Here is a 21,934-nt window from a genome sequence, read left to right on the forward strand (position 1 = left end):
TGTGATCGACTATCTCGCCAAGAGCTTTCCTGTTCGCCTGATGGCGGTGTTCATGGACGAAAACGGCAATCCTCGCTCCGAGCCCATGAGTGACGAGCAAGGCGCTCCCGTGTTGTGCCGCTCTGCGCTTGCAGCGCGCGACCGGATGATCGAAAAGCTCTGCGCCTTGCCGCCGATTGCCACCGCGCTTGATGCCATCATCGAACGCTTCGGCGTCGACCAGGTGGCGGAGGTGACCGGTCGGACGCGCCGGCTTATCATCGGCCGCGATGGTCGTCAGAAGCTGCAATCCCGGTCGCCGCGTGCCAACGTCGCTGAAACGCAGGCATTCATGGCCGGTGCCAAGCGGATCCTGGTGTTTTCCGACGCCGGGGGAACGGGGCGCAGCTATCATGCCGATCTGGCGGCGAAGAACCAGGCCCGCCGCGTCCATTTTCTGCTCGAGCCGGGCTGGCGGGCCGACGCCGCAATCCAGGGGCTTGGCCGGACCAATCGCACCAACCAGGCATCGGCCCCGCTGTTCAGGCCCGTTACGACCGACGTGCGCGGCGAACGCCGCTTCATCTCGACGATCGCGCGCCGACTGGACAGTCTTGGCGCTCTGACGCGCGGGCAGCGCCAGACCGGCGGCCAGAACCTGTTCGATCCGGCCGACAATCTCGAAAGCATCTACGCGAAGGAGGCGCTCCATCGCTGGTTCGGCCTGTTGTTCACGGGAAAGCTCGAAGCGGTCAGTCTCGGGCGTTTTCAGGAGCTGACGGGCCTGAGGGTCGAGGCACCCGATGGTTCAATGGTCGATGACCTGCCGTCGATCCAGCGCTGGCTCAATCGCATCCTTGCGCTTCCCATAGCCCTACAGAACGCGATCTTTGACGAGTTTATGGGGCTGGTCGAAGCGCGCATCGATGCCGCGCGGCAGGCTGGCACACTCGATCTCGGCCTTGAGACTATCGCGGTCGAGGACTTCACGGTGCTGTCGGACATGTTGCTGCGCACCGATCCGGCATCTGGCGCAACCACCCATCTGCTGGAACTGGAAATTGCCAGAGCCTTGAAGCCGCTCACGCTCAAGCGGCTCGAGGAGCTTCATGGCTTTGCGGGGCAGCGGCAGCGGCTTGTTCGAAACGCCCGCTCAGGTCGGGTCGCCCTGCTTGTGCCCGCTCGCAGCATTCTCGCTGACGACGGCAGCCGCATTGCTCGCTTCGAATTGCTGCGTCCGCTCAAGCGCAGTCACATCACCGAGGATCAGCTCACTGAGAGCAGTTGGGAGGATATCTCCATAGATGCCTTCCGCGATGCATGGGTTGTCGAGGTCGAGGAAGCTCGGACCAGTCATAAGCGTGAACGCCTCTATCTTGCCACGGGCCTTCTGCTGCCAGTCTGGGACAAGCTCCCGTCTGATTTCGTGAGGGTGAACCGCATATCGGCAGCGGATGGTCGTTCGCTCCTCGGCCGCGAGGTTCCGGCCCATTGCGTGCTGGATCTCTGCCGGGCGCTGGGTCTCGAGCGCGAGCAGACGCTGTCCGCCGATGACATTGTCCAGACCGTCCTGGCAAATGGCCGGGCCATGGAATTGGCCGGCCGCGAAATGCTCATGGTCAAACGCAGCCTGGTCAATGGCTCACAGCGACTTGAACTCACCGGATGGAGTGTTGCTCGGCTCGACTGGTACAAGGCGCAAGGCTGCTTTACCGAGATCATCCGCTATCAGACCCGGCTCTTCGTGCCGATCGAAGGCGCAGCGAGCGTGATTGCCAGACTGGCATCATCGGCATAGCCCTTGCCAAATGGCATTATTTAGAATATATGATGCCATATGGAGAAATGCCATGCTGGCTCTGCAACCCGTTGATACTGCCGTTACCGCCTTCCGGCCCGATCCGATTACCCAGGACGAGGCCGCTGCCATGTTCCGGGCGGTCCTCAATCTGTTCGGCAAATGGGAGCTGACCGACGAGCAGGCGGCAACGCTGCTTGACATGCCAGTGCGCTCCTATCGCCGATGGAAGGCAGAAGGACCCGGGCGTATTTCGCGCGACGGGCGTGCGCGTCTCTCCAACCTCATGGGCATCCACAAGGCGCTCCGGATCATTTTTTCCGAGGCGACCCGTGGTTACGCGTGGATCAGGGTGGCGAATGAGGCTTTCGCGGGCTCCAGCGCGCTCGACCTGATGCTCGGGGGCGAACTCACCGACATCATGCGGGTGCGTCGCTACCTCGACGCCGAACGTGGTGGCTGGTGAGCGGAGCGGCAGATATCCCCGTTTCTCGAGTTGAGTGGAAGGGCGCTGTCAGGATCATCCGCAGTGCCTTTCCACCGATCGACCTGTTCGAGGATATCGCTGACCCTGCCGACTGGCCGCTGCTGATCTCGGCAGAGCAGAAGACCAATCCCCGCATCATGGCGACAATTGGCAATCTCGACCTCGTTCCGGTTGACCGCCGCGTCGGCGGCAACGGGGCCTCTTACCTCATGGCGCCATTCACCCACGTCAGCACGGACCGGCCGAGCCGCTTTACCGATGGCAGCTACGGCGTGCTCTACGTGGGCGACCGGTTCGAGACCGCGCTGTTCGAGACGATCCACCACCACGCCCGCTTCATGGCACGGACAAAGGAAGCGCCTGGCTGGACCTCGCAATTCCGGGAGATTGTCATGGCGGTCGATGCAGACCTTCATGATCTCAGAGATGTAGAACCCGCGCCGGCGCTGGATCCTGAAAGTTACGCAGCATCCCAAGCTCTGGCTGCGATTCTCAGGGGCGCGGAATCCGACGGCATTCTCTACCCGAGCATGCGGCATTCTGGTGGGGAGTGCGTCGCCCTCTTCTACCCGGACTGCGCGTCAAACCCCTTGCAGGGACGGCACCTCGATTATCACTGGGATGGCCAGCGCGTTGATCTGGTCCGTGATGCCGGATCGGGCGCTGTCTTCCGGATTGTCGATTTGCCGCCCGATCCCGTCTGACGGCATGAGTTGGGCTTCCGGCCGAGTGCTGTAAGATCTCCAAGCACAGTTTCCGGGCAGCAGTCTCAAATCTGCGAACCAGCCTTCACGAGTTCGTCGAGGGCCTTGTCCGGCGAAACCGGGCCCTTGTACAGCGGGCTACATGGTGTCTCCGCTAGCTTGGCGGAAATCGCCAGAAGGTCGTCATCATCACCCTTTTCATAGGCATAGGCGGCCAGCCAGAACTCGGCTTGTCGAACGAACTCATTGAGGATGCCCACGACGCTCCGGTTCGCAGTTTTCGAGTACTGGACCTTGTCCATCCGCCAGACTTCCTGGGCAATGAATTCGCTTGGGACGCTATGCTCCTTCAGAACCAGCGCCAATTGTGCGGGGAATCTTCGAGCAAGCGTGGCCGCCGGGGCCAGCGGCATAAGCACGGGAAGCAGCGTGCGTTCCGAAACCAGCAAAGCCACTTGCGGCTTCCAGAACAGGACGGTGGCATACCAGTTGCCCAGCGCGGTGTCGATTTGTCCTGGCTCAGCGATCTCGGGCTTGATCCGATCTAGCAGCTTCTTGGTGCAGTGGAGGTGGAACATGGCTGTGTAGGATAGTAATCGCTGTCAAGCGCGTCCACTGACGCACTCGATCTCGCCGCGGTAATGGCAATGACCGATTCAGAATCAGTTGTTCCAAGGCCTGTACCAGAACGGCTGCTCATGCAGAAACTTGCTCTTCGCGCTTCATTGAGCAAACTGGCAGCAGTGCGTCCCATGGCCTAGTTTTAACTTATCTGGACGTCTTCCCTTCAGCACCCTACGATCATCCAGTCTTCCTTTTACGAATTGGGTGGACGAGCCAATGGGGGGCCATCTGTCGCAGCTGACTGAAACCGATCTTATCTCGATCTTGACCGGCAATCCGGAAGCCATCGACGTTCACCTCACACTGGTCGAACGCGACATCTCGATCGATGGCCACAAGGTAAAAGTCCACTGTCATTGCCTGACAGTTGACGGAAATGGTCGTGTCCAGCTCCAACGACTTGCCGAGTTCATGCGCAATGCAGTTGTCGACTACGCCATCCCTCGCTCGAAGGTTGCAGATGCAAAGATCCGCGACCAGAAATTTAACAGCACCGAAGCCATCGCTGAGCTTGTCGAGCGCGCCAAGCGGTCGTTTACCGACATCGCAAAGACCGGCGAGGGCGGCGAGATGCTGCTATTCCTTCTGGCGGAACGATTCCTTCAGCTACCTCAGATTCTTTGTAAGATGGATCTGAAGACAGACAGCCGGATGCACTATCACGGCGCAGACGGGGTTTATGCCGGTGTGACGTCGAGCGGAACACTCAAGCTCTATTGGGGCGAGTCGAAAGTCTACAAAAGCGCGGACTCAGCCATCCATGACTGCCTCGCCTCGCTGGCGCCCTTTCTTATCGAGCCAGAGCATGAAGGGGCCGAACGCGAACGTGACCTCATGCTGCTGAGCGATAAGGCCGATCTCACCGATCCGGCCCTAACCGACGCGCTCCGGCGCTACTTCGATCGATCCTCGGTATTGTCTACACGGGTTCAATACTGCGGGATCGCCTTGGTCGGCTTCGACGCGCCGTTTTATCCGGCGGATAATGTGCAGGCGGTCGCCGACGAAATTGTTGCTGCGTCGCTCGATGCGCTGACGGGCTGGCGGGACAAGATCGGCGCCCGTCTTTTGGCTGAAAAGCTGAGCGACATGGAAATCCAGTTGTTCTGCATACCGCTCCCGTCCGCGGAGGGTTTCCGCGCAGCGTTCCTCAAATCGATGGGACTGAAAGGCGAATGAGTCTAGCAGACCTACAATCCTGGCTGCGCGACGAGGGAATACGTGACGACCTAGATGCCATCACCTGGATGACGGTTCGCACTGAACTCGACAATCTGTTGCCTGAGGCGAATGAGGTGGTGATCGATTGGTCGCGCCTATTGCTGGCCGGAAGCATCCTTGCGCGCTCGGCCGAGCGCTTTGACCAAGAGACCGCGTTGCGGATTGCAACCGCCGCTCTTTCCTTGAGCAAAGATCAGGCAATCTGCGACGCCGGGGCGGTCCTGCTCGGAAAATTATCAAACTTTCGCGCCGTCACGCTTGCCCGTCAGCGGAACTTGTTAGCAGAAGATCTTGAAGGGCGGTTGGGGGTCGCGCTTCGGCTGGAAGCACAGCGGCGCGAGATGGAGCGCTCAATTCTTGTCGAGTCGAGCGGTGCATGGCTTCAAGTCAACGACTTCCAGCAGCGCTTTTGGAATAATGCAAAGGGGCAGAACTGGCTCTCGGCGTCCGCGCCCACCGCATCGGGAAAAACCTTTCTCGTGCTCCAATGGCTAGTTGACCAGATGGCCGTGGGCAGTGCGGGTATTGCCATTTACCTCGCGCCGACACGAGCCTTGGTGTCCGAAATCGAATCGAACATCGCCAGGATCCTTGGCAAAAACGACTCAATCGAAGTCTCGTCGCTTCCATTGCGTGAGAAATTTGATTCTGCGCGAAGCGGCGATCGGAGGCTGATCCTGGTCTTCACGCAGGAACGGATGCACCTTCTTGCAAACATCCTGGGAGACGACTTCAACGTCGACCTCGTCATTGTCGACGAAGCCCACAAGATCGGAGACAATCAGCGCGGCGTCATTCTTCAAGATGCAATCGAGCGTGCGACACGCGCCAATCCCAAGCTGAAGATTGTCTTCATCAGTCCGGCAACACAAAATCCCGAAGAACTGCTAACCGACGCCCCTCCGGAAATCGAGACTGTGGCGGTGGACAGTGACGCGCCTACGGTGCTGCAAAACGTAATCGTTGCTGACCAGGTCCCCCGAAAACCGAAACTTTGGCACTTGGCGGCCCGGCAAGGAGAGGCCCTTCTTCCGATTGGAACCCTCGAGCTACCCAGCAAGCCAGACGGGTTGCGCAAGCGTCTCGCATTCATCGCCGCTGCGATCGGCCAGCGTGGAGGCACCCTTGTCTATGCCAATGGGGCAGGGGAGTCCGAGGAGGTTGCCGATTTGATCAGTCAGCTGCTTCCTGCGACGGTCGATATCGACCCAGAACTCGCAGCTTTAGCGGATTTGGCACGCAAAGGCGTGCATCCCCATTTTCGGCTCGCGCCCCTCGTTGAACGTGGTGTCGCCTTTCACTTCGGCAACATGCCATCACTTATCCGACTGGAGATCGAACGCCTCTTTCGTGCGGGCAAGATCCGGTTCCTAGTCTGCACATCGACCCTGATTGAAGGCGTCAATTTATCCTGCCGCACCATCGTCCTCCGCGGTCCGCGCAAGGGCATGGGTCATCCGATGGAGCCGCACGACTTCTGGAACCTGGCCGGCCGTGCTGGCCGTTGGGGTGATGAGTTTCAGGGTAACATTATCTGTATCAATCCGCAGGACAAAGCAGCGTGGCCGACCGGCGTACCCCAACGCGCCAGATACCCAATCAAGCGCGAAACCGACGCTGTGCTGGAACTTGGGGACGAATTGGTCGACTATCTCGACCACCGCGATACGCCCGATCTGGCGTCACTTGGACCATCTGATCAATTCGAGCAGGTCGGCGCCTACCTTCTGACGACATACATGCGCATCGGATCGATCTCCGGGGCAAGTTTTGCGAAGCGGCACGACGAAGCCTCGCTTGCGAGACTTGACCGCGTTTTGGGAGATCTGGCGTCCAAGATTGACATCGACGCTACGCTCGCGGCCCGCCACCCTGGTGTGAGCGCAATGGGGCTACAGCGACTTCTGGAGACTTTCCGCTCCTATTCCGGCGATGTGGAAAATCTGCTGCCGGCTGATGTCGCCAGCGTGGACAGCTTCGATCGCTTCGTTGCGATCATGGGAAGGATCCACACCCATCTTTTTCCCGCATTCGGCCCTGAGAATGTGAACCGCCGCTACGCAGTCATCGTTGTAAATTGGTTGCGAGGCCTTTCACTTGCCACAATGATACGTCGTAATATCGAATGGCATCAAAGCGTCGGAAGGAGCTATCGGCTACCTGCCCTCATTCGCGACACAATGGATCTCGTTGAACAGATCGCGCGCTTCAAGGCTCCCAAATTCTTCTCAGCTTATATGGATGTGCTTCATATGCACCTGCGCGAGATCGGCCGCGACGATCTGATCGAGCATGATCTCGATATCGGAACACAGCTGGAATTCGGCGTCTCGTCGCGAACTCTGTTGTCGCTCATGGAACTCGGGCTTTCCCGCATGAGCGCGGTCGCACTTTACGAAAAGATCGCGCGGGATGATCTCAGCAAAGACGATTGTCTAGTTTGGGTCGCTGAACGCCGCGATCAGCTCGAAGCTATGGATATCCCGCTGATCATCGTTCGGGAACTGCGCGAGCGTCTGATACCCCTAGATGACCATGGGGCAGCGGTCGGAGAGCAGACCTAGGGGAGAAATATGGATGCCCGCTAAGCCAATAGATCTCGGGCCGATGCACTTCGCGAAGCGAGGAGATGCTGTCGCCTATCTCAATGCTATGCTACACCGCTACGACTTGGGCGACAAGGTAAGCGCCAGCGATGCAGTCATTCTTCGCGCCGCCCTCGACCGGCATCCAGATGCCGGTGTGAAAATCGGCTGCGGCATAACGCATTTCAGTGTTCGCACGGCAGATTTCGGGACGCGCTGTTTTTGGCTGAATCGCCCGGACGGTACGACGGAGAAGTTCTCCCACACTGCGTGTGTCTACGGAACCTAGGTGAGCGAATAAGCGCAACCTTGCTGACGGAGCCAATCAGCAAACACCAAATTTGCACTCCGCATTCTCGCCTCTGATACAGACGAAAGCTGACAGGCCGGTGACGGCCCAACTTCTGCCTTTCTGCGATGTCGGTTGGGCAACCGCTGAATGCCGGCTGCTGGCAGACTCTGCCGTTCGACCTATCGCTCTGCAACGGAAGCAAAGTCCCTAATCATTGCCACTCGTCATTGTCCGTGACTGCTGAGAGATCTGCGGCGATCGCGATAGAGGGGAGGGGGCTTTGCCCTGATTGAGCCAGCTGGGCGTCGATGGTCGATGCGCCAGGCTCAAAATCAGGAGTGCTGTCCCATGATCAAATCGATCCCGCTGAACAAGCTCGTTCAGTCTCCCCGTAATGTCCGCCGTCACAGTGACGCGGCAGCAGATGCCGAGCTCAAGGCCAGCATCGCAGCCTGCGGCCTGCTGCAGAACCTCATCGTCAGATCCGCCGCCAAGGGCAAGTTCGGGGTCGAAGCCGGGGAGCGTCGCCGCCGCGCCATGCTCGCGCTGGCAGACGAAAAGATCCTCGCCCGCGATCACGAAGTCACCTGCCTCGTGCTCGAAGACACCGCTGAGGCCGCGGTCGAGACCAGCCTTGCGGAGAACTTCCACCGCCTCGCAATGAATCCCGCCGATGAAGCACAGGCCTTTGCAACGCTTGTCACAGTTGGCGCAACGGTCGAAGATGTTGCGCGCCGTTTCGGTCTGACCGTTCGCTTCGTCGAGGGCCGTCTGCGCCTTGCAACGCTTGCGCCCGTCGTGTTCGAAGCGCTGGCCTCGGGCGAAATAACCCTCGACATCGCCAAGGCCTTCGGAGCGACCTCGGATCAGGAGATCCAGTCCCGCGTCTTCGAGCAGCTGTCCTCGGCCTACTATGCCCCCAATCCAGACAGCATCCGGCGCATGGTCCTCTCCGGGACTGTCCGGGGCAGCGATCCGCGAGCGCGCCTTGTCGGCCGCGATGCCTACATCGCAGCCGGCGGTCGGATCGAGCGCGAACTGTTCGATGACGAAGACAGCGAATCCTGGATCGACGTCGCGTTGCTCGAGAGCCTCGCCGCAGCGAAGATGGAAGATCAGGCGAAAGCGCTCGCCGCTGAGCAGGGTCTCGCCTGGGTCAAGCCCACGCTCGATCCCTATGCCAGCCACGATCTCGTCGAGGGGCTGGTCCGACTTCCTGCCGAACCGGCGCCGCTGACCGAAGCCGAATTGGCAAGGCTCGACGAACTCGATACCTCCTATGACGAACATGCGGCGATCCTCGAAGACGAGGACAGTGCCGAGGAGGCTGTGGCTGCGGCCGAAGCGGCAATCGAGGCCATCGAACGCGAGTGCCAGGAAATCCGCGCCCGACCGCCCGTCATCGCGGCGGAGCTCAAGGCCGAAGCAGGCATGGTCCTGGTGCTCTCCCGCGATGGCACGCCGGTTCTCCAGCCGGTGTTCTACGGCGAGCGTCAGGCTGAACCCGCCGAAGCCGACGATGGGATCGAAGTCGTTGGTGGCGGGGAAGGTTCGGACAATCGCCGGACCACCTTGTCCAAGCGCCTGGTTGACGAGCTCGCCATGCAGCGCCGGGATGTTCTGGCGCTGCACGTTGCATCCGACCCCGGTCTGGCGCTCGACATCATGGTCTTCACGCTCGCCGATGCCGATACCTACGACTGGCGGGCGCGGACTGCGAGTACGCTGCGCGCGCCTGTTCCGGCAGGCCCGATCATCGGCTTCGAAGCCAAGGATGCTCCGGCGAGCAGCGGGCTTGCCGAGTTCCGCTCCAGTCTCGACGAAAGCTGGCGCGCTGGTGACGATGCGATCTCCCGCTTCGATCTGTTTCGGGCGCTGCCCGATGACAGCCGCGCAGCCTGGCTTGGCTATGTCGTTGCCCGGTCGCTCGAGGCGAGCCTCAACATGGCCGGTGAGCGTCAGCTGCCGTTCCAGGACCACCTCGGCCGCCTGATCGGCATCGACATGGCGCAATGGTGGCGACCGACTGCAGCCAACTACTTCGACCGGGTGTCGAAGCAGGTGATCCTCGACGCGCTGACCGACGTCGGTGGTCTCGAGCTTTCCTCGCGCTTTGCCGCGGTCAAGAAGGGTGACCTTGCGATGAGCGCCGAGCGTGTCTTCGCTGGCACCTACATCACCGAAGTTCAGGTGCGCGAGAAGGCTCTGGCTTGGGTGCCTGAGGTCATGCGCTTCACTTCGGCTGCGCCAGATGCTGGCGAGCCGGAGATTGACGTCAATGACGCTGAGCCCGGTATCGACACCGAACATCAGTCCCCCCGCGAGCTGGCCGCCTGACCTCCTCCTGACAGGCAAGGCCACTCGCATCTAGAGAAGCGGTCCTTCGGCTTACGCCGGAGGGCCGCTTCCTTCTTGGAAGGAGAGCAGAGGGGGCTTGGGACCCTGTGGCACTGACCGGCGAACCCGTCGCCGACTGTCCAGATGCCTCAATCAGGAGATCCATCATGGCCTATCGCAAGGGGCAGATCGGCGGCTTGTCGCCCGCCACCCGCATCACCCAGGAAATCATCGCTCGTCTGGAAGCTGGCACGAAGCCGTGGATCAAGCCGTGGCGCGCCGTGCCCGTTTCCCGCCCCTTGCGGGCCTGCGGGATTCCGTACCGGGGCATGAATGTGTTCTGGCTGTGGATGGTCGCCGATATGTGCGGCTATGCCTCGCCGTTCTGGATGACGTATAACCAAGCCAAGTCTCTTGGCGCCCAGGTCCGCAAGGGCGAGAAGTCGACCATCGCGATCTTCTACAAGAGCTACACCAAAGAGGTGGAAGCCACCGATACCGGCGAAAAGACCGACGAGGCCCGCCGGGTGCTCAAGGCCTATCCGGTCTTCAATGCCGATCAGATCGAAGGTCTGCCCGAGCGCTTCCATCCGGCTGCAACGCTGGAGCTGGTCGAGCCTGAAGGGCGCGAGGCCGAGCTCGACGCCTTCTTCGCCGCCATCCCCGTCAATCTGCGCCACCAGGGCTCTGAAGCCTATTACGAACCCACTGCAGATCGCGTCACGATGCCGCCGACCAGCCTGTTTTCCGGCTTCGACCACTACTATGCCACGCTCGCCCACGAGCTGTCGCACTGGACCGGCCATGCCAGCCGCCTGGGGCGTAATCTCAAGAACCGCTTCGGCACGGCGGCCTATGCCGCCGAAGAACTGGTAGCCGAGCTATCGAGCGCCATGCTCGGCGCTGAGCTGGGCCTGCCGGTCACGCATCTCGACAGCCACGCGAGCTACATCGAGCATTGGCTCAAGCTTCTGAAGGATGACGACCGCGCCATCCTGTCCGCTGCGGCCAAGGCCGAAGAGGCCTCGACCCTGCTGCTGAAGCTTGGCGGGCGGGTCACGGCCGAACAGTTTGACGACGCGTCAGACGACGCTGCGCTTGCGGCCTGAGGGAGGATGCCATGGGCCGATCAGTCAGCTATCCTAGCGGCGCAATCGTCGCCTTCACCGTGCTCGAGGTCGAAGCCGAGGACGACTGGGAATTCGAATACGAGTGGCTGCGTGACGACCTGCGCGAGCGGGCCGGCCGAGCCTTCCCGTCGCTGATCCCGCATGACGGCTGGCGCGGCCGGGAGGACCGGATCCTCATGCGCAATGCCTATGCGGATTTCGGCGTGTCGGTCTACGGCGGGCTGGTGGCCGTCTGGATCGTCGAACGCGATGACGGGGCCTATTGGGACGCCGATTGGCGCACGGCCCGCTCACCGCGGGCACAGCGCTGGCTGTCCCAGATCGCATCCCGCTTCGATGCCGTGTTCGGCGACTATGACTGTCTCGGGCATATGTCGAACGGAGAGGGTGTCTACGCCAAGCGAGCGGCTTGAGCCGAGCCGGGGCGGTGCAGTGCATGGATGAAGCATAGGGCGTGCCCCTGCCTACGGATCTGTTCCGACCGCCCATGGCCTGGCGCCATGCGAGAGAGGCCCTGGGCCAGCCGCCAGTCTTGCGCAACCCGGCTAGGGCGGGCCCGTGTTGGCCTTCGCCCTTCAGGCTCAAGGCCTGCCCGCGCCAGCCCGCCAAGCCGGGTTTCCCCTGACGGGTGCGCAATCCTGCCTGAATGCTGGCCCTGACGGGCTCTCGCTGGCGCAGCCATGAACGGATGCGCCGGTGTCACGTCAGTCAGGAGGATATCCCATGCACACGTCATTTGCTGACCAACTCGCCGGGCTCGATCTTGCCGGTTTCTCGATCGGACCCGCTCCCGTATCGACAAGCGATTTCCCGGTCCGGGAGGCGGTCGTCCAAACTCTCGAAGCGGTCTGGTCCGATCTTTTCGCCATGGTGTCCGGGACCGCTCTCGAAGCCGACGCCGAGGATCTTGGCTGGGCTTTCGTCAACATCTTTCACCGCTCGGCCGAACGTAAATCAACTGCAGTCGACCGGGCGACCGACGAGGTCCGCGCGCTGATTGCTACGGCCGATGGATCTGAGGTCCACACCCATGAACTCGAGACGCAGGTCGAGCGGGCGCAGTGCGCCGAAAGTGCGATGCTGGCGCTCGAGGAGATGCGCGAGGTTGCAGCAGCCCTTTACCTCAACGAGTTCGGTTCCTCCTGGAAGCCGGTCTCCAGTTCGCGTTTCAATCACAGCGTCATGCTCACCTCGGCGCTCGTCGAAGGGCGCGACTTCCTGCGTGCCCGTGCCGAGGCCAAGCGCCGCGCGGCGGTGCCCGAAGGAACCCCGGTCGTCTTCGCTGGCGGGCGCACTCGTCATGCGACCGAAGACGATGCGCTGACCTTCGGCAACAATGTCTGGGCAACGCTCGACAAGGTTCGTGACCGTGTACCCGACATGGTGCTCATCCATGGCGGCGACACCAAGGGAGTCGACCGCCTGGCGTCGAGCTGGGCTGAACGTCGCGGCATCCCGCAGGTCACGTTCTCGCTCGACATGCGGCTGGGCGCCCGTGCCGGCTTCAAGCGTAACGAGCGGATGCTCTCCCTCGATCCGCGATACGTCATCGCCTTTCCGGGCAATGGCGTACTCGAACGTTTGGTGATCGAGGCCAAGACTCGGCGGATCACCGTTGTCGATCGCCGCGGGCCCCTTGGCACCAATCCGAAGAGCACTTCGGCAGGAACTGACTGAGGTCATGCTGGTCCTCGCGCCAGCGCCCAATCGGCGCTGGCGTCATCCATCAGAGGAAAGGCGCGCGCCTTTCGTTTGGAGCCAGCGAATAGCCGTTGGCTTCATTCACCAGGAGGCATTCCATTTTAAATATCGAGGCCGTGATGGCCAATTTTGTCGTCCGGCAAGCGGAGCGGCAGGTGCAAGTGGCCGAAGAAATCCAGCAGCTCAAGACCGCCATTCTTCCGCGGTTGCGAGAGGCTGGCATCGCACGCGTCGAGATCCGCTTTGACGGCTGCGGCGATAGCGGTGCCGTTGAAGAATGTGCATGCCTCGATGCAGCCGGCGCGGCGATCCCGTGCCCGGAAGTCTCCCTCATGGAAGGCGAAGCAGACAGCGTTGATCGTACCGGTTCCGAAGAGCTGCAATCACTCCGGCAGGCACTCGAGCAGATGACCTACCTGGCGCTCGAACGCCACCATCCGGGCTGGGAGATCAATGACGGTGCATGCGGCGAACTGGTGATCGATGTGACTGAGGCGACCTTCGTGCTCGACTGCAGTCTGCGCTTCACCGCGACCGATGATCACAGGGCCGAGCTCTAGGAGACACTGCATGGCACATTGTTACTACCACGCCCTCTCGTCGGTCCGAAAATGGGGCGGCACGGTCGATGACTATCTCCCTCTGCACCAGTGGTTCGACCAGTCGAAGGCTATTCTCGCAGACCCCCGTCACCGCGCGCTGCGGCACCATGCCGAGGGGATATTCATGCTCGAAACACTCTTCGGCGAGACCCTCGTCAATTCCGATGGCCGGGTCGTTCCGGTGCGTCTGGTCGGCGAACAGCACGTACGCGAAGACCTGGGCTCGATCCCCTCCTTTGCGGACTGGGCGCGGTTGATCACGCCGCAGGCCTGGATGCTTCGAGGCAACCCTCTGGACGGCGCTGAAGGGGTGACGATCGATATGCCTTTCCGCGGCGAAGCAGTTTCGTCCAGGGATGTGCCACCTGTTGAAGGATCGGTCAGTACGATGATCTAGGAAGGGGTTCTCCGGTGGAAGGTCGGGAGGGATGATCCGGCCAAGACCGGAGGAAAACTAGGCAGGGCAAACCTGTTCAAGGCATCCAGCTCCACCCGGCTTCGATGCAAACCTGTCCCTGAATCACCCCCCGTCGAGACGCGCAACCCGGATCAGGTCCGGCCGAGTTGCCGGGCTGTGCCCGGCTGCCCGCACCACCCGAACCAGTTCCGGGTTCCCCTTCGGTGCGCTTCGCCATGGGGCGCTTCTGCTCGGGTTTTGCAGCCGGGATGGACCCGGAATGCTCGATCAGGAGAAAGCCCATGACCAATCTCGTTATCCTCGTTGGCCGCATCGCTCGCGACCCCGAGACCCGCACCACCCAGGGTGGAACCAGCATCACCTCGATCTCGGTCGTCACCGACCGTCCCGCCCGCAAGGATGGCAAGACCTACAAGGACGAGAACGGCTACACCGCCAAGGACAGCGAATTCCACCGGATCACCTGCTTCAACGGCCTTGGCCAGAACGTCGCCAAGTACTGCACCAAGGGCCAGCTCGTGACGGTCGAGGGGCGCATCCACTACACCCAGTGGGAAGATCAGAGCGGCACCAAGCGCTACGGCTGCGAGATCATCGCCGACAAGGTCGACTTCCTTACCAAGGGCCGTTCGGGCGGCAACGAGGGCGCTCCCGATATCGACGAGGACTGAATGTCCTTACCCCACGACAAGGCCCCGGTGGCAGACGCCATCGGGGCCTTTTCTTTTGCTCTGGGGCTAGGCGGCGGCGCGGGGCATCGAACCCCTTGCCGCCGCTGGGTGGGGCTACGCAGGAGCGATCCGCTTCAGCGTTTCTTCGATCCCCAGTGCCATCGATGCGCGCACGATCAGGCGCAGTTGTGCCGGTTCGATCGTCTCGGCGCCGCACTCGATCAGCACTTTGCCGAGTTCGGTCGCTGCCTCTTCACGAAGACGAGCTTCCTCGCTTTCGAGCCTCGCACGCTGTTCACGAAGCTTCTTCAGCGCATCGCGCGCAGTGGGTTTGGACCTGGCCATAGGGTTTCCTTCTTGCTGGCCGTTGGTCCCCTCCGCTGACGATATTGGCATTCCGGACGCGTGTAGGAAAATGGTTTGTGCGGCGATTGGTGCGCTTTCCCGCTGACGTTGGAGAGGTCTCTCTCGCAGAAAGACCAAGTCTGATGCGGGCTTTGGGGCTGCGTCAAGGACGACGGGGCCCCACCATTTTTACCGGGCAAGCCCGGCAAAAATCGTTGCCCCCATCGCCGCTTCGCGGCCGCTGACGCGGTCCCTGACCCAGCCCGTCACCCACATCTTTCGCAATCCCTGATGCGACGCATCGAACATCAGGAGGAAAGATCATGTACGCTTCGCTGAACATTGCCGATGCCGGTCTCAAGGCAGATCAGGCCGCCTTCGTTGCCGCACTGGATCAGGCCCATGCCCGGTCCTTTCACAGCTACTACACGCAGTATGTCCTGACCGATGACGAGGCCGGATACATCGCGGTCGATGAAGGGGACTATGGCGCCTTGCCCAAGGCCATGCTGGACAGGGTAATCGACACAGTTCCGGGCCGTCTCAGCGATGAATTCTGATCCGCCGGTTTGGGAGGAAGTCCGTCAGGGCTTCCTCCTTTCTCTTTGCTCGCAGACTGTTTTGGCATCTCTAAGCCGGGACAGGAAGGCGGGTCGCAAGCTTCAGGCGGGGGTATCGGAACGGTCGAGATCGGTGAGCCGCTCCGGCATATCCAGGACCTTCAACGCTGCGGCCTCGATTGCCTCTGCCTGCGTCGGGAAAGCCTCGGAAGAACTGATCGACACCCCGTTCGGGTAAGTGACTGTCGCCTGGAAGCCGTTGCCCTTCGGTGTCGCACTCAATGTGACCTGGCCCATGCCGTGCTTCCTTGTTGCCCGAGGTAATGCCCGCATCATAGGCATCGATCCCGTCTGTGCCTATTAGGATCCGAGGCATCGGCAACCTGCAGAGCGACCGGCCGAACCGACATCGCAGACCGCATCATCCGTTACAGGCTCAATAGCTGGTTCCTGTCCTCGCAGCTGGGGACGGTTGAGCACACCCTACGCGACCGGTCGCAGGAACGATGGGCGATAAACCACGAAAATACAGATATTTGTGTGGGGGATACTGGATTGGTAGCTTCTCCGTCAAAAATGACGTGGGCGAGGGGAGTCACGTAGAATTGACCCAAGCAGCGCAGCGATTGGCGGAATTTCGCCGAATTCTATGTTCTTGACATGTTCTTGAATCTGACTTAGCTTCGACCCTGCCTTTCGCAGTGTGAACCGGGCTCCTGACCACAAGGAGTCCGTGCATGACACGGCCAATCTGTCTCCAGGTTTACATCTCGGCCGAGCTCAGCTCGCTGATCCGCAAGGCTGCCAAGGCCAAGGGGATCAGCATGAGCGAATGGGTTCGTGCCTTGCTCGCCAATGCCTGCGCCGAGGACGATCTTGCCTCCCGGCTCGACGCTTCCATTGAACGTATTTCCCGCCGCTCGGTGTTCCTCATGGTCGGTGTGGATGCGCTACTGGCAGGGCACCCCGACCACGCTTTGCGCGGTCGGGCACACCAGGCTTACGTGCGCAAATGCAAGGAGCTCGGCCTCACCACCGCTACCGGCGAGGGAGGTTCCGATGAAGCGTAATCTCGTCAATTTCACGCGCGGCAGCCAGCTGCTCGGACACTTCAGCTTCATGTTCGCGGCGGGGCTCAAGGGCCCGTTGATCGTTGCCGCGCTTGTGATCTCATGGACCTCATGGTGGACCATTTCGGCAGGCCTCACCGATCATGAAGTCTACCTGGTCTGGATGCGGATCTATGCCGCCATCTACGGCTTCATGGAGTTCGATCCCGCCAAGCGTATCACTCTGGAAACCGCCTTCGGCGCATCCATTCAGTTTCCCATTACACAGCTCGACCACTATCCACCGGTTGTCCATGCGTGGGATAAGCTGACAGATCTTCTGACCAGTGCCTTGTGGCGATCGGGGTTCCTGCTGGTCCCTGCCTTTGCCGTCTTCTACTGGTTCGCCGAGCGGTTCGGTGGTCGTTCCAAGGAGCGCAAACACGAGCGCGGCGCCATGCTGGTCACGCTTCCCGAGCTCGTCGATGAACTGACAAACCACAACCGGCGCGAGCGCACACGTGAGCTCGATTCCGCTATGGGCTGGAAGTGGCGGCTCAGCCTGCCGCGAGAGATAGCCCGGGTCTTTCCCTACCGGCCATCGCATATCGCCACGGTGGCCTATCCCTGGCGCCTTGAACAGAGCCACGCGATGCTCATTGGCACGACCGGCATGGGCAAGACCGTGGCGATCTCGGACATGATTGCGGAGGCAAGAGCCAAGGGCCAGCGCTGCGTGGTTTTCGATCTGACCGGTGCCTTCATCGAGCACTTCCATGCCGCCCATTGCGACATCATTTTAAACCCGCTCGATGCGCGCTGCCCCCAGTGGAGTCTCTTCGACGAATGCCGCACTGAAGGCGAATTCTGGGCCGCTGCCGATGCCCTCGTGCCCCATGACGGGGGCGGGGAAGCCCAGTTCTGGGTGATCGCTGCCCGCGCCCTGTTTGTCGAATTCTGCCTCAAGCTCGTGGCGGAGGGCAGGGCAACCAATGATGCCCTGGCGCGCGAGCTGATGACCGCGGACCTGTCGCGCGTGCATGCCATGATGCGCGGAACGATCGCCGATCCGCTAACCGCGCCGGAAGCCGCGCGCATGGCGGAATCGATCCGGGCCGTCTTCAACGTCAACGCCAAGGCGCTCAAGCTGCTACCGACTGCAGGCCCTCGTTTCTCGGTCCGCGAGTGGATTCAGGACGGAGCCGATAGCACCCGAAGCGAAGGCTCGATCCTGTTCATTTCGGCCCGCTATGTCGACATGAGTGTTTGCGCGCAGCTGCTCACACTCTGGCTCGACACAGCAATGAACACGCTGATGACGATGCCCCGCACCCGCGATCTCAAGTGCTGGTTCTTCGTCGATGAGCTGGGGGCATTGCACCGCCTGCCGGCCCTTGAGAAAGGCTTGCAGACGGCGCGCAATTTCGGCGGCGCGATTGTCCTCGGGCTTCACGCTTATGCCAAGCTCAAGGAGGTCTACGGCGAGAACATGGCGATGACGCTGGCATCGCTGGCCCGGACCAAACTGATCCTCGGAACCGCCGACCGCGAAACGGCCACCTGGTGCTCCGACTTCATCGGCCATCGCCAGGTCAGGGACATGGAGGAGGGCTACACTTACGGCTACAACAATGCCCGTGATGCGGTCAGCCTCACCCCGCGCAAGCACATCGAGCCGCTCCTACTGCCCGACCAGCTCATGAACCTGCCGCGCCTGTCCGGGTACATCAAGTTCCCCGATGGTTTCCCTGCCGCGCCCGTCAAGCTCATTCCCGTCGACCGTCCCAAGCGGGCGGAGACCTTCATCGCAAGAGTGAAGGAAGGGCCCAAGGCACGCGTCGTAGAGCCCCGGCCGCCGGCGGAGCAGTCTGAGCCATCCGCTGCATCGGCGGGCAATGAGCATCCCTCGGCCAACGACGACGGGGCAGGGAAGCCGGTCGTGCCCAAGCAGGGAGAACTGGCTCTCGACAATGCGCCGGAATCCGGGTCGAGGCAGAAGCCCGAGGCGACCGCAAAGGACTTGCAGCGGGCTGTTGAAAGCACATCGGGCAAGACGGCGAAGCAACAGGAACGAGCAGCCCGATCCGGGAAAGAGAAGGCGGGCAGGGCCAACCGGGATGTTTCTAAAACCCGAACTGATGCAAGGCCGAGAAAGGCTGGCCCCTCCGCCCGCCCGCTCCTGCCTACCGGCGAGACCACCCCGACGCAGGAGCAGCCGGCTACTCCCAAGGGTACAGCTAGAGCCGGAACAACGGACGCAAATCCGCTACAAGAGGGCAAGCAGGATGGCCCCAAGAGCGTGCGACCCAGCGATGCAGTAGCGCGCAAGCTGATGCTCGAGGATGGGCTGCGCGAGCAGGAACCGCCGCCAATCCCGGGTCCCGACCTCGGCGACATGGAGATGTGATCATGCCGCCGATTGCCGCAGCCTCGGGGGACAAACGATGCTATCGGTAGCTAATATCCGCACCGCAGGCGGCGCGGCCAATTACTTTGCTGCCGACAACTACTACACGCGCGCAGACGCTGATCGCTCCGGCGAATGGCTGGGTGAAGGCGCTGCCGCCCTGGGGCTGGTTGGGGCCGTGGATGCGCGGCAGTTCGAGGCAGTCCTTAAAGGAATGCTGCCGGATGGTAGCCGGGTTGGAAGTGACAATCGGGCGCACCGCGCGGGGACCGACCTCACCTTTTCGATGCCGAAAAGCTGGTCGGTCCTTGCTCTGGTGGGCGGCGACAAACGGATCCTCGATGCCTACTCGTCAGCCGTCCGGGAAACCCTGCGCTGGGCCGAAAAGAACCTCGCTGAGACCAGGATGGAGGTTCGGGGCAAGGAGCGAGCCGTCCAAACCGGCAACCTTGCGATCGCGCTCTTCCAGCACGACACCAACCGCAACCAGGAACCCAACGCCCACTTCCATGCCGTCATTGCCAATGTGACCCAGGGGCCAGACGGCAAATGGCGGGCGCTGCGCAACGACAAGCTCTGGCAGCACAACACCTTGCTCAATGCCATGACAATGGCCCGGTTTCGGTTGGGCGTGGAGAAGCTCGGTTACGAGGTTGGGGAGTTCGGAAAGCACGGCAATTTCGAAGCTGTCGGGGTGCCCAAGGCCGTGCGCGATGCCTTCAGTTCCCGGCGCGCAGAGATCCTGGAGGCAGCAGCTCAAATGAACTTCTCAGGGCCGAGCGTCCTTGATGCCGCAACCTTGATGACCCGGGCCAACAAGGGCCGGATCGAGGATCGCGATGCGCTTACACAGCAGTGGCAGGAAACGTCCGCCAGGCTTGGCTTTGATCCCGCCACGATCATTGCAAGTGCCAACGGCCGCAGTGCACAGGATCTTGGGAAAGTGGCCGGCATCGGTCCAACGATGCGCGGGCTTGTCCGCCATGCTCAGGCCCTCGCAACTTCCTTTGCCGAGCGTCTGGGCCTGCGGGAAGGTGATCCTCTGATACCTGCCCGGCTGACCAATCGCAGTGTCGAGCAGGTCGCCGCAATTCATGCGGTCGCCTCGGCTGTCCGGCATCTGGGCGAGCGGGAAGCGGCATTCACGCGCACCGAGATCTACCGCACCGCACTTGGCTTTGCGCTCCCTACATCGCTTGCCGCGGTCGAGCATCGCGTCGATCAACTGCTCCGCCAAGGATATCTGGAGAAGGGCAGGGGCGCAGACCGTGACCTGCTGACCACCCGCGACGCCGTCAGTCTCGAGCAGCGCATCATCGCCGGAGTCGAAAGCGGGCGCGGCGGCGCTCCGGCGATTGTCTCTCCCGACCTTGCCGGGCCCCGCCTGCAGGCACTCTCCCAGATCAAGTACGGGCTCACCTTGAACGCCGGACAGGAAGGGGCGGGGCGCCTGCTGCTTGGGTCGAACAACCGCATCGTCGCCATCCAGGGCGTTGCCGGGGCAGGCAAGAGCACCGTCCTCAAACCCGTCGCGGACATTCTGCGCGAGGAGGGCAGGGCCGTGCTCGGGCTCGCGGTGCAAAACACGCTGGTTCAGATGCTGGAGCGGGATACGGGTATTCCCTCGATGACGGTGTCGCGGTTTCTCGCGCAGCACCGCGATCTCCTCGAAGGGGCCGATACGGACCGCCTCGCCGAGGCCCGAGCCGATATGCGGGGCAGTGTCGTGTTGCTCGACGAAGCCTCCATGGTCGGCAACGCCGACAAGGAAAAGCTGGTGCGCCTCGCCAACCTGCTCGAACTCGGCCGCTTTGCCAGCATTGGTGACCGCAAGCAGCTGGGCGCAGTCGATGCCGGCAAGCCGTTCGATGTGATGCAGCAGGCCGGGATCGAGACTGCGGTGATGAGCACCAATCTTCGCGCGCGCAGCGAAGGCCTGCGTGAAGCCCAACAGGCAGCGCAAGAAGGGCGCATTGAGGATGCCATGCGCCATCTCGCACCCCAGGTAGTCGAGGCTGGGAACGATGCTGCTGTCGAAGCTGCCGCAGCCTGGCTGTCCCTTTCGACCGCTGAGCGCGAGGCAACCGCAATCTATGCCTCAGGCCGAAACTTGCGCACCGCCGTGAACGATGCGGTGCAGACCGGCCTTAAAGCGAGCGGTGAGCTCGGTCCTGAAACCATGCGGCTCCAGACCCTGTCGCGCGTCAATGTCACCCGCGAGGAGCTGCGATACGCGAGCACCTATGCCCCCGGCATGGTGGTCGAGGTCGCGCGGCGTCAGCGGAGCCAGGGCCTTGCAGCAGGCGAGTACCGGGTGGTCGGAACTGATGTGCCTCGCGAGCGGGTCACGCTGGAGAACGAGCGTGGCCGCCAGTTCGAGTTTCGTCCCGGTCAGATAAGGCCGCAAGGTGAGCAGGATCCGCTGCGCCTGTTCGAAGTCCGCGCCCTCGACATTTACACCGGCGACAAGATCCGGTGGACAGAGACCGATCACCAGCGCGGCCTGCTCAATGCCGACCAGGCCCGGATTGTCGCAGTCGACAAAGAGGCTGTCGTGGTGAAGACATCCTTGGGCGCAGAGCACAGGCTGGAGCAGGGCGACCCGATGCTCCGCCGTCTCGATCTCGCCTATGCGCTCAATGCCCATATGGCGCAGGGGCTTACTTCCGATCGCGGCATTGCAGTCATGGATAGCCGCGAGCGTAATCTGGCCAACCAGCAGACGTTCCTGGTGACAGTCACGCGGCTGCGCGATGGCCTCACCCTCTATGTCGACAATGCTGGCAAGCTTGAAGCTGCGGTCGAGCGCAATGCCGGTATGAAGCGCTCGGCGCTGGAAACGGTCGATCTCCTCCGCGACGCTGCGTCCAAAGGGCAGGTCAAAGATCGTGTGGATCCTGCACCGGAACGCAAGCCGCCGGAGCTTGACCGGTCGATCACGAAGCCCTTCGAAATCGGCATATAGCGTGCTGCTGTCCCCATCCGTCCGCACACTGCCGGTGGACGAAAAGTTCTTTCTTTGTT

At 61.7% G+C, this 21,934-nt stretch carries 20 protein-coding genes; 17 read left to right on the plus strand and 3 right to left on the minus strand.

Features of this window, described 5'->3' with window-relative positions; genetic code table 11:
- The 3 genes from SGR02S_RS01445 to SGR02S_RS01455 form a co-directional block, all read left to right on the plus strand.
- Positions 1-1,777 (plus strand): strawberry notch C-terminal domain-containing protein (locus SGR02S_RS01445; RefSeq protein WP_067105248.1); only part of this gene is annotated, 1,777 nt, incomplete at its 5' end.
- 52 nt (positions 1,778-1,829) lie between these two features.
- Positions 1,830-2,243 carry an MbcA/ParS/Xre antitoxin family protein gene (locus SGR02S_RS01450; RefSeq protein WP_062765202.1) on the plus strand — a complete coding sequence of 138 codons (414 nt, stop codon included), beginning with the start codon at positions 1,830-1,832 and terminating at the stop codon, positions 2,241-2,243.
- Positions 2,240-2,968, plus strand: coding sequence for an RES family NAD+ phosphorylase (locus tag SGR02S_RS01455; protein WP_067105249.1), 729 nt, complete (start codon positions 2,240-2,242; stop codon positions 2,966-2,968). Before SGR02S_RS01450 ends, SGR02S_RS01455 begins: the two co-directional genes overlap by 4 nt.
- Before the next feature lie 65 nt (positions 2,969-3,033).
- Here SGR02S_RS01455 and SGR02S_RS01460 read toward each other — a convergent pair whose 3' ends face one another.
- Positions 3,034-3,546, minus strand: a complete 513-nt coding sequence (locus SGR02S_RS01460) for a DUF6933 domain-containing protein (RefSeq protein WP_067105250.1) — start codon at positions 3,544-3,546, stop codon at positions 3,034-3,036.
- Positions 3,547-3,796: 250 nt separating this feature from the next.
- Here SGR02S_RS01460 and SGR02S_RS01465 point away from each other — a divergent pair, with 250 nt between their 5' ends.
- The 10 genes from SGR02S_RS01465 (at position 3,797) to SGR02S_RS01505 (ending at position 14,549) form a co-directional block, all read left to right on the plus strand.
- Positions 3,797-4,771, plus strand: coding sequence for a HamA C-terminal domain-containing protein (locus tag SGR02S_RS01465; RefSeq protein WP_218000079.1), 975 nt, complete (start codon positions 3,797-3,799; stop codon positions 4,769-4,771).
- Positions 4,768-7,377, plus strand: a complete 2,610-nt coding sequence (locus SGR02S_RS01470; protein WP_067105252.1) for a DEAD/DEAH box helicase — start codon at positions 4,768-4,770, stop codon at positions 7,375-7,377. The genes SGR02S_RS01465 and SGR02S_RS01470 overlap by 4 nt, the downstream gene beginning before the upstream one ends.
- 88 nt (positions 7,378-7,465) lie before the next feature.
- Positions 7,466-7,687, plus strand: a complete 222-nt coding sequence (locus SGR02S_RS20675; RefSeq protein WP_369691222.1) for a DCL family protein — start codon at positions 7,466-7,468, stop codon at positions 7,685-7,687.
- 351 nt (positions 7,688-8,038) lie between these two features.
- Entirely contained in the window at positions 8,039-10,027 is a 1,989-nt protein-coding gene (locus SGR02S_RS01475) for a ParB/RepB/Spo0J family partition protein (RefSeq protein ID WP_067105253.1), read from the plus strand.
- Positions 10,028-10,194: 167 nt separating this feature from the next.
- Complete coding sequence (locus SGR02S_RS01480) at positions 10,195-11,136, plus strand: ArdC family protein (protein WP_067105254.1); 942 nt, start codon at positions 10,195-10,197, stop codon at positions 11,134-11,136.
- 11 nt (positions 11,137-11,147) lie between these two features.
- Complete coding sequence (locus SGR02S_RS01485) at positions 11,148-11,570, plus strand: hypothetical protein (RefSeq protein WP_067105255.1); 423 nt, start codon at positions 11,148-11,150, stop codon at positions 11,568-11,570.
- 310 nt (positions 11,571-11,880) lie between these two features.
- Positions 11,881-12,834, plus strand: a complete 954-nt coding sequence (locus SGR02S_RS01490) for a DUF2493 domain-containing protein (protein WP_067105256.1) — start codon at positions 11,881-11,883, stop codon at positions 12,832-12,834.
- A 143-nt stretch (positions 12,835-12,977) separates the two neighbouring features.
- The gene (locus SGR02S_RS01495) at positions 12,978-13,418 is read left to right on the plus strand and encodes a DUF6878 family protein (RefSeq protein WP_255211362.1); all 441 of its coding nucleotides are present in this window, start codon (positions 12,978-12,980) and stop codon (positions 13,416-13,418) included.
- Positions 13,419-13,428: 10 nt separating this feature from the next.
- The gene (locus tag SGR02S_RS01500) at positions 13,429-13,857 is read left to right on the plus strand and encodes a DUF6915 family protein (protein ID WP_067105257.1); all 429 of its coding nucleotides are present in this window, start codon (positions 13,429-13,431) and stop codon (positions 13,855-13,857) included.
- Between the two features lie 302 nt (positions 13,858-14,159).
- The gene (locus SGR02S_RS01505) at positions 14,160-14,549 is read left to right on the plus strand and encodes a single-stranded DNA-binding protein (protein WP_037445600.1); all 390 of its coding nucleotides are present in this window, start codon (positions 14,160-14,162) and stop codon (positions 14,547-14,549) included.
- 114 nt (positions 14,550-14,663) lie between these two features.
- On the opposite strand, the gene SGR02S_RS20490 is transcribed toward SGR02S_RS01505, so the two are convergent.
- A complete protein-coding gene (locus SGR02S_RS20490; protein ID WP_255211363.1) occupies positions 14,664-14,894 on the minus strand; it encodes a DUF6437 family protein in 231 nt (76 codons plus the stop codon).
- Between the two features lie 323 nt (positions 14,895-15,217).
- Between SGR02S_RS20490 and SGR02S_RS01515 the strand changes: the two genes are divergently transcribed.
- Positions 15,218-15,454, plus strand: a complete 237-nt coding sequence (locus SGR02S_RS01515; RefSeq protein WP_066120159.1) for a hypothetical protein — start codon at positions 15,218-15,220, stop codon at positions 15,452-15,454.
- 102 nt (positions 15,455-15,556) lie between these two features.
- Here the strand turns inward: SGR02S_RS01515 and SGR02S_RS01520 are convergent, their stop codons facing one another.
- Entirely contained in the window at positions 15,557-15,751 is a 195-nt protein-coding gene (locus tag SGR02S_RS01520) for a hypothetical protein (protein WP_067105259.1), read from the minus strand.
- 440 nt (positions 15,752-16,191) lie between these two features.
- Here SGR02S_RS01520 and SGR02S_RS01525 point away from each other — a divergent pair, with 440 nt between their 5' ends.
- From SGR02S_RS01525 to mobF, 3 genes are read left to right on the plus strand one after another with little or no spacing between them, the layout of a single operon-like run.
- On the plus strand, positions 16,192-16,524 hold the full coding sequence (locus SGR02S_RS01525; RefSeq protein ID WP_067105260.1) for a hypothetical protein: 333 nt from the start codon (positions 16,192-16,194) through the stop codon (positions 16,522-16,524).
- On the plus strand, positions 16,514-18,910 hold the full coding sequence (locus SGR02S_RS01530; RefSeq protein ID WP_067105261.1) for a type IV secretion system DNA-binding domain-containing protein: 2,397 nt from the start codon (positions 16,514-16,516) through the stop codon (positions 18,908-18,910). Before SGR02S_RS01525 ends, SGR02S_RS01530 begins: the two co-directional genes overlap by 11 nt.
- A gap of 37 nt (positions 18,911-18,947) precedes the next feature.
- A complete protein-coding gene (mobF, locus tag SGR02S_RS01535) occupies positions 18,948-21,875 on the plus strand; it encodes a MobF family relaxase (protein ID WP_067105262.1) in 2,928 nt (975 codons plus the stop codon).
- Positions 21,876-21,934 lie beyond the last annotated feature (59 nt).

This window comes from Sphingopyxis granuli NBRC 100800 (assembly GCF_001591045.1).
Lineage (GTDB): Bacteria > Pseudomonadota > Alphaproteobacteria > Sphingomonadales > Sphingomonadaceae > Sphingopyxis > Sphingopyxis granuli.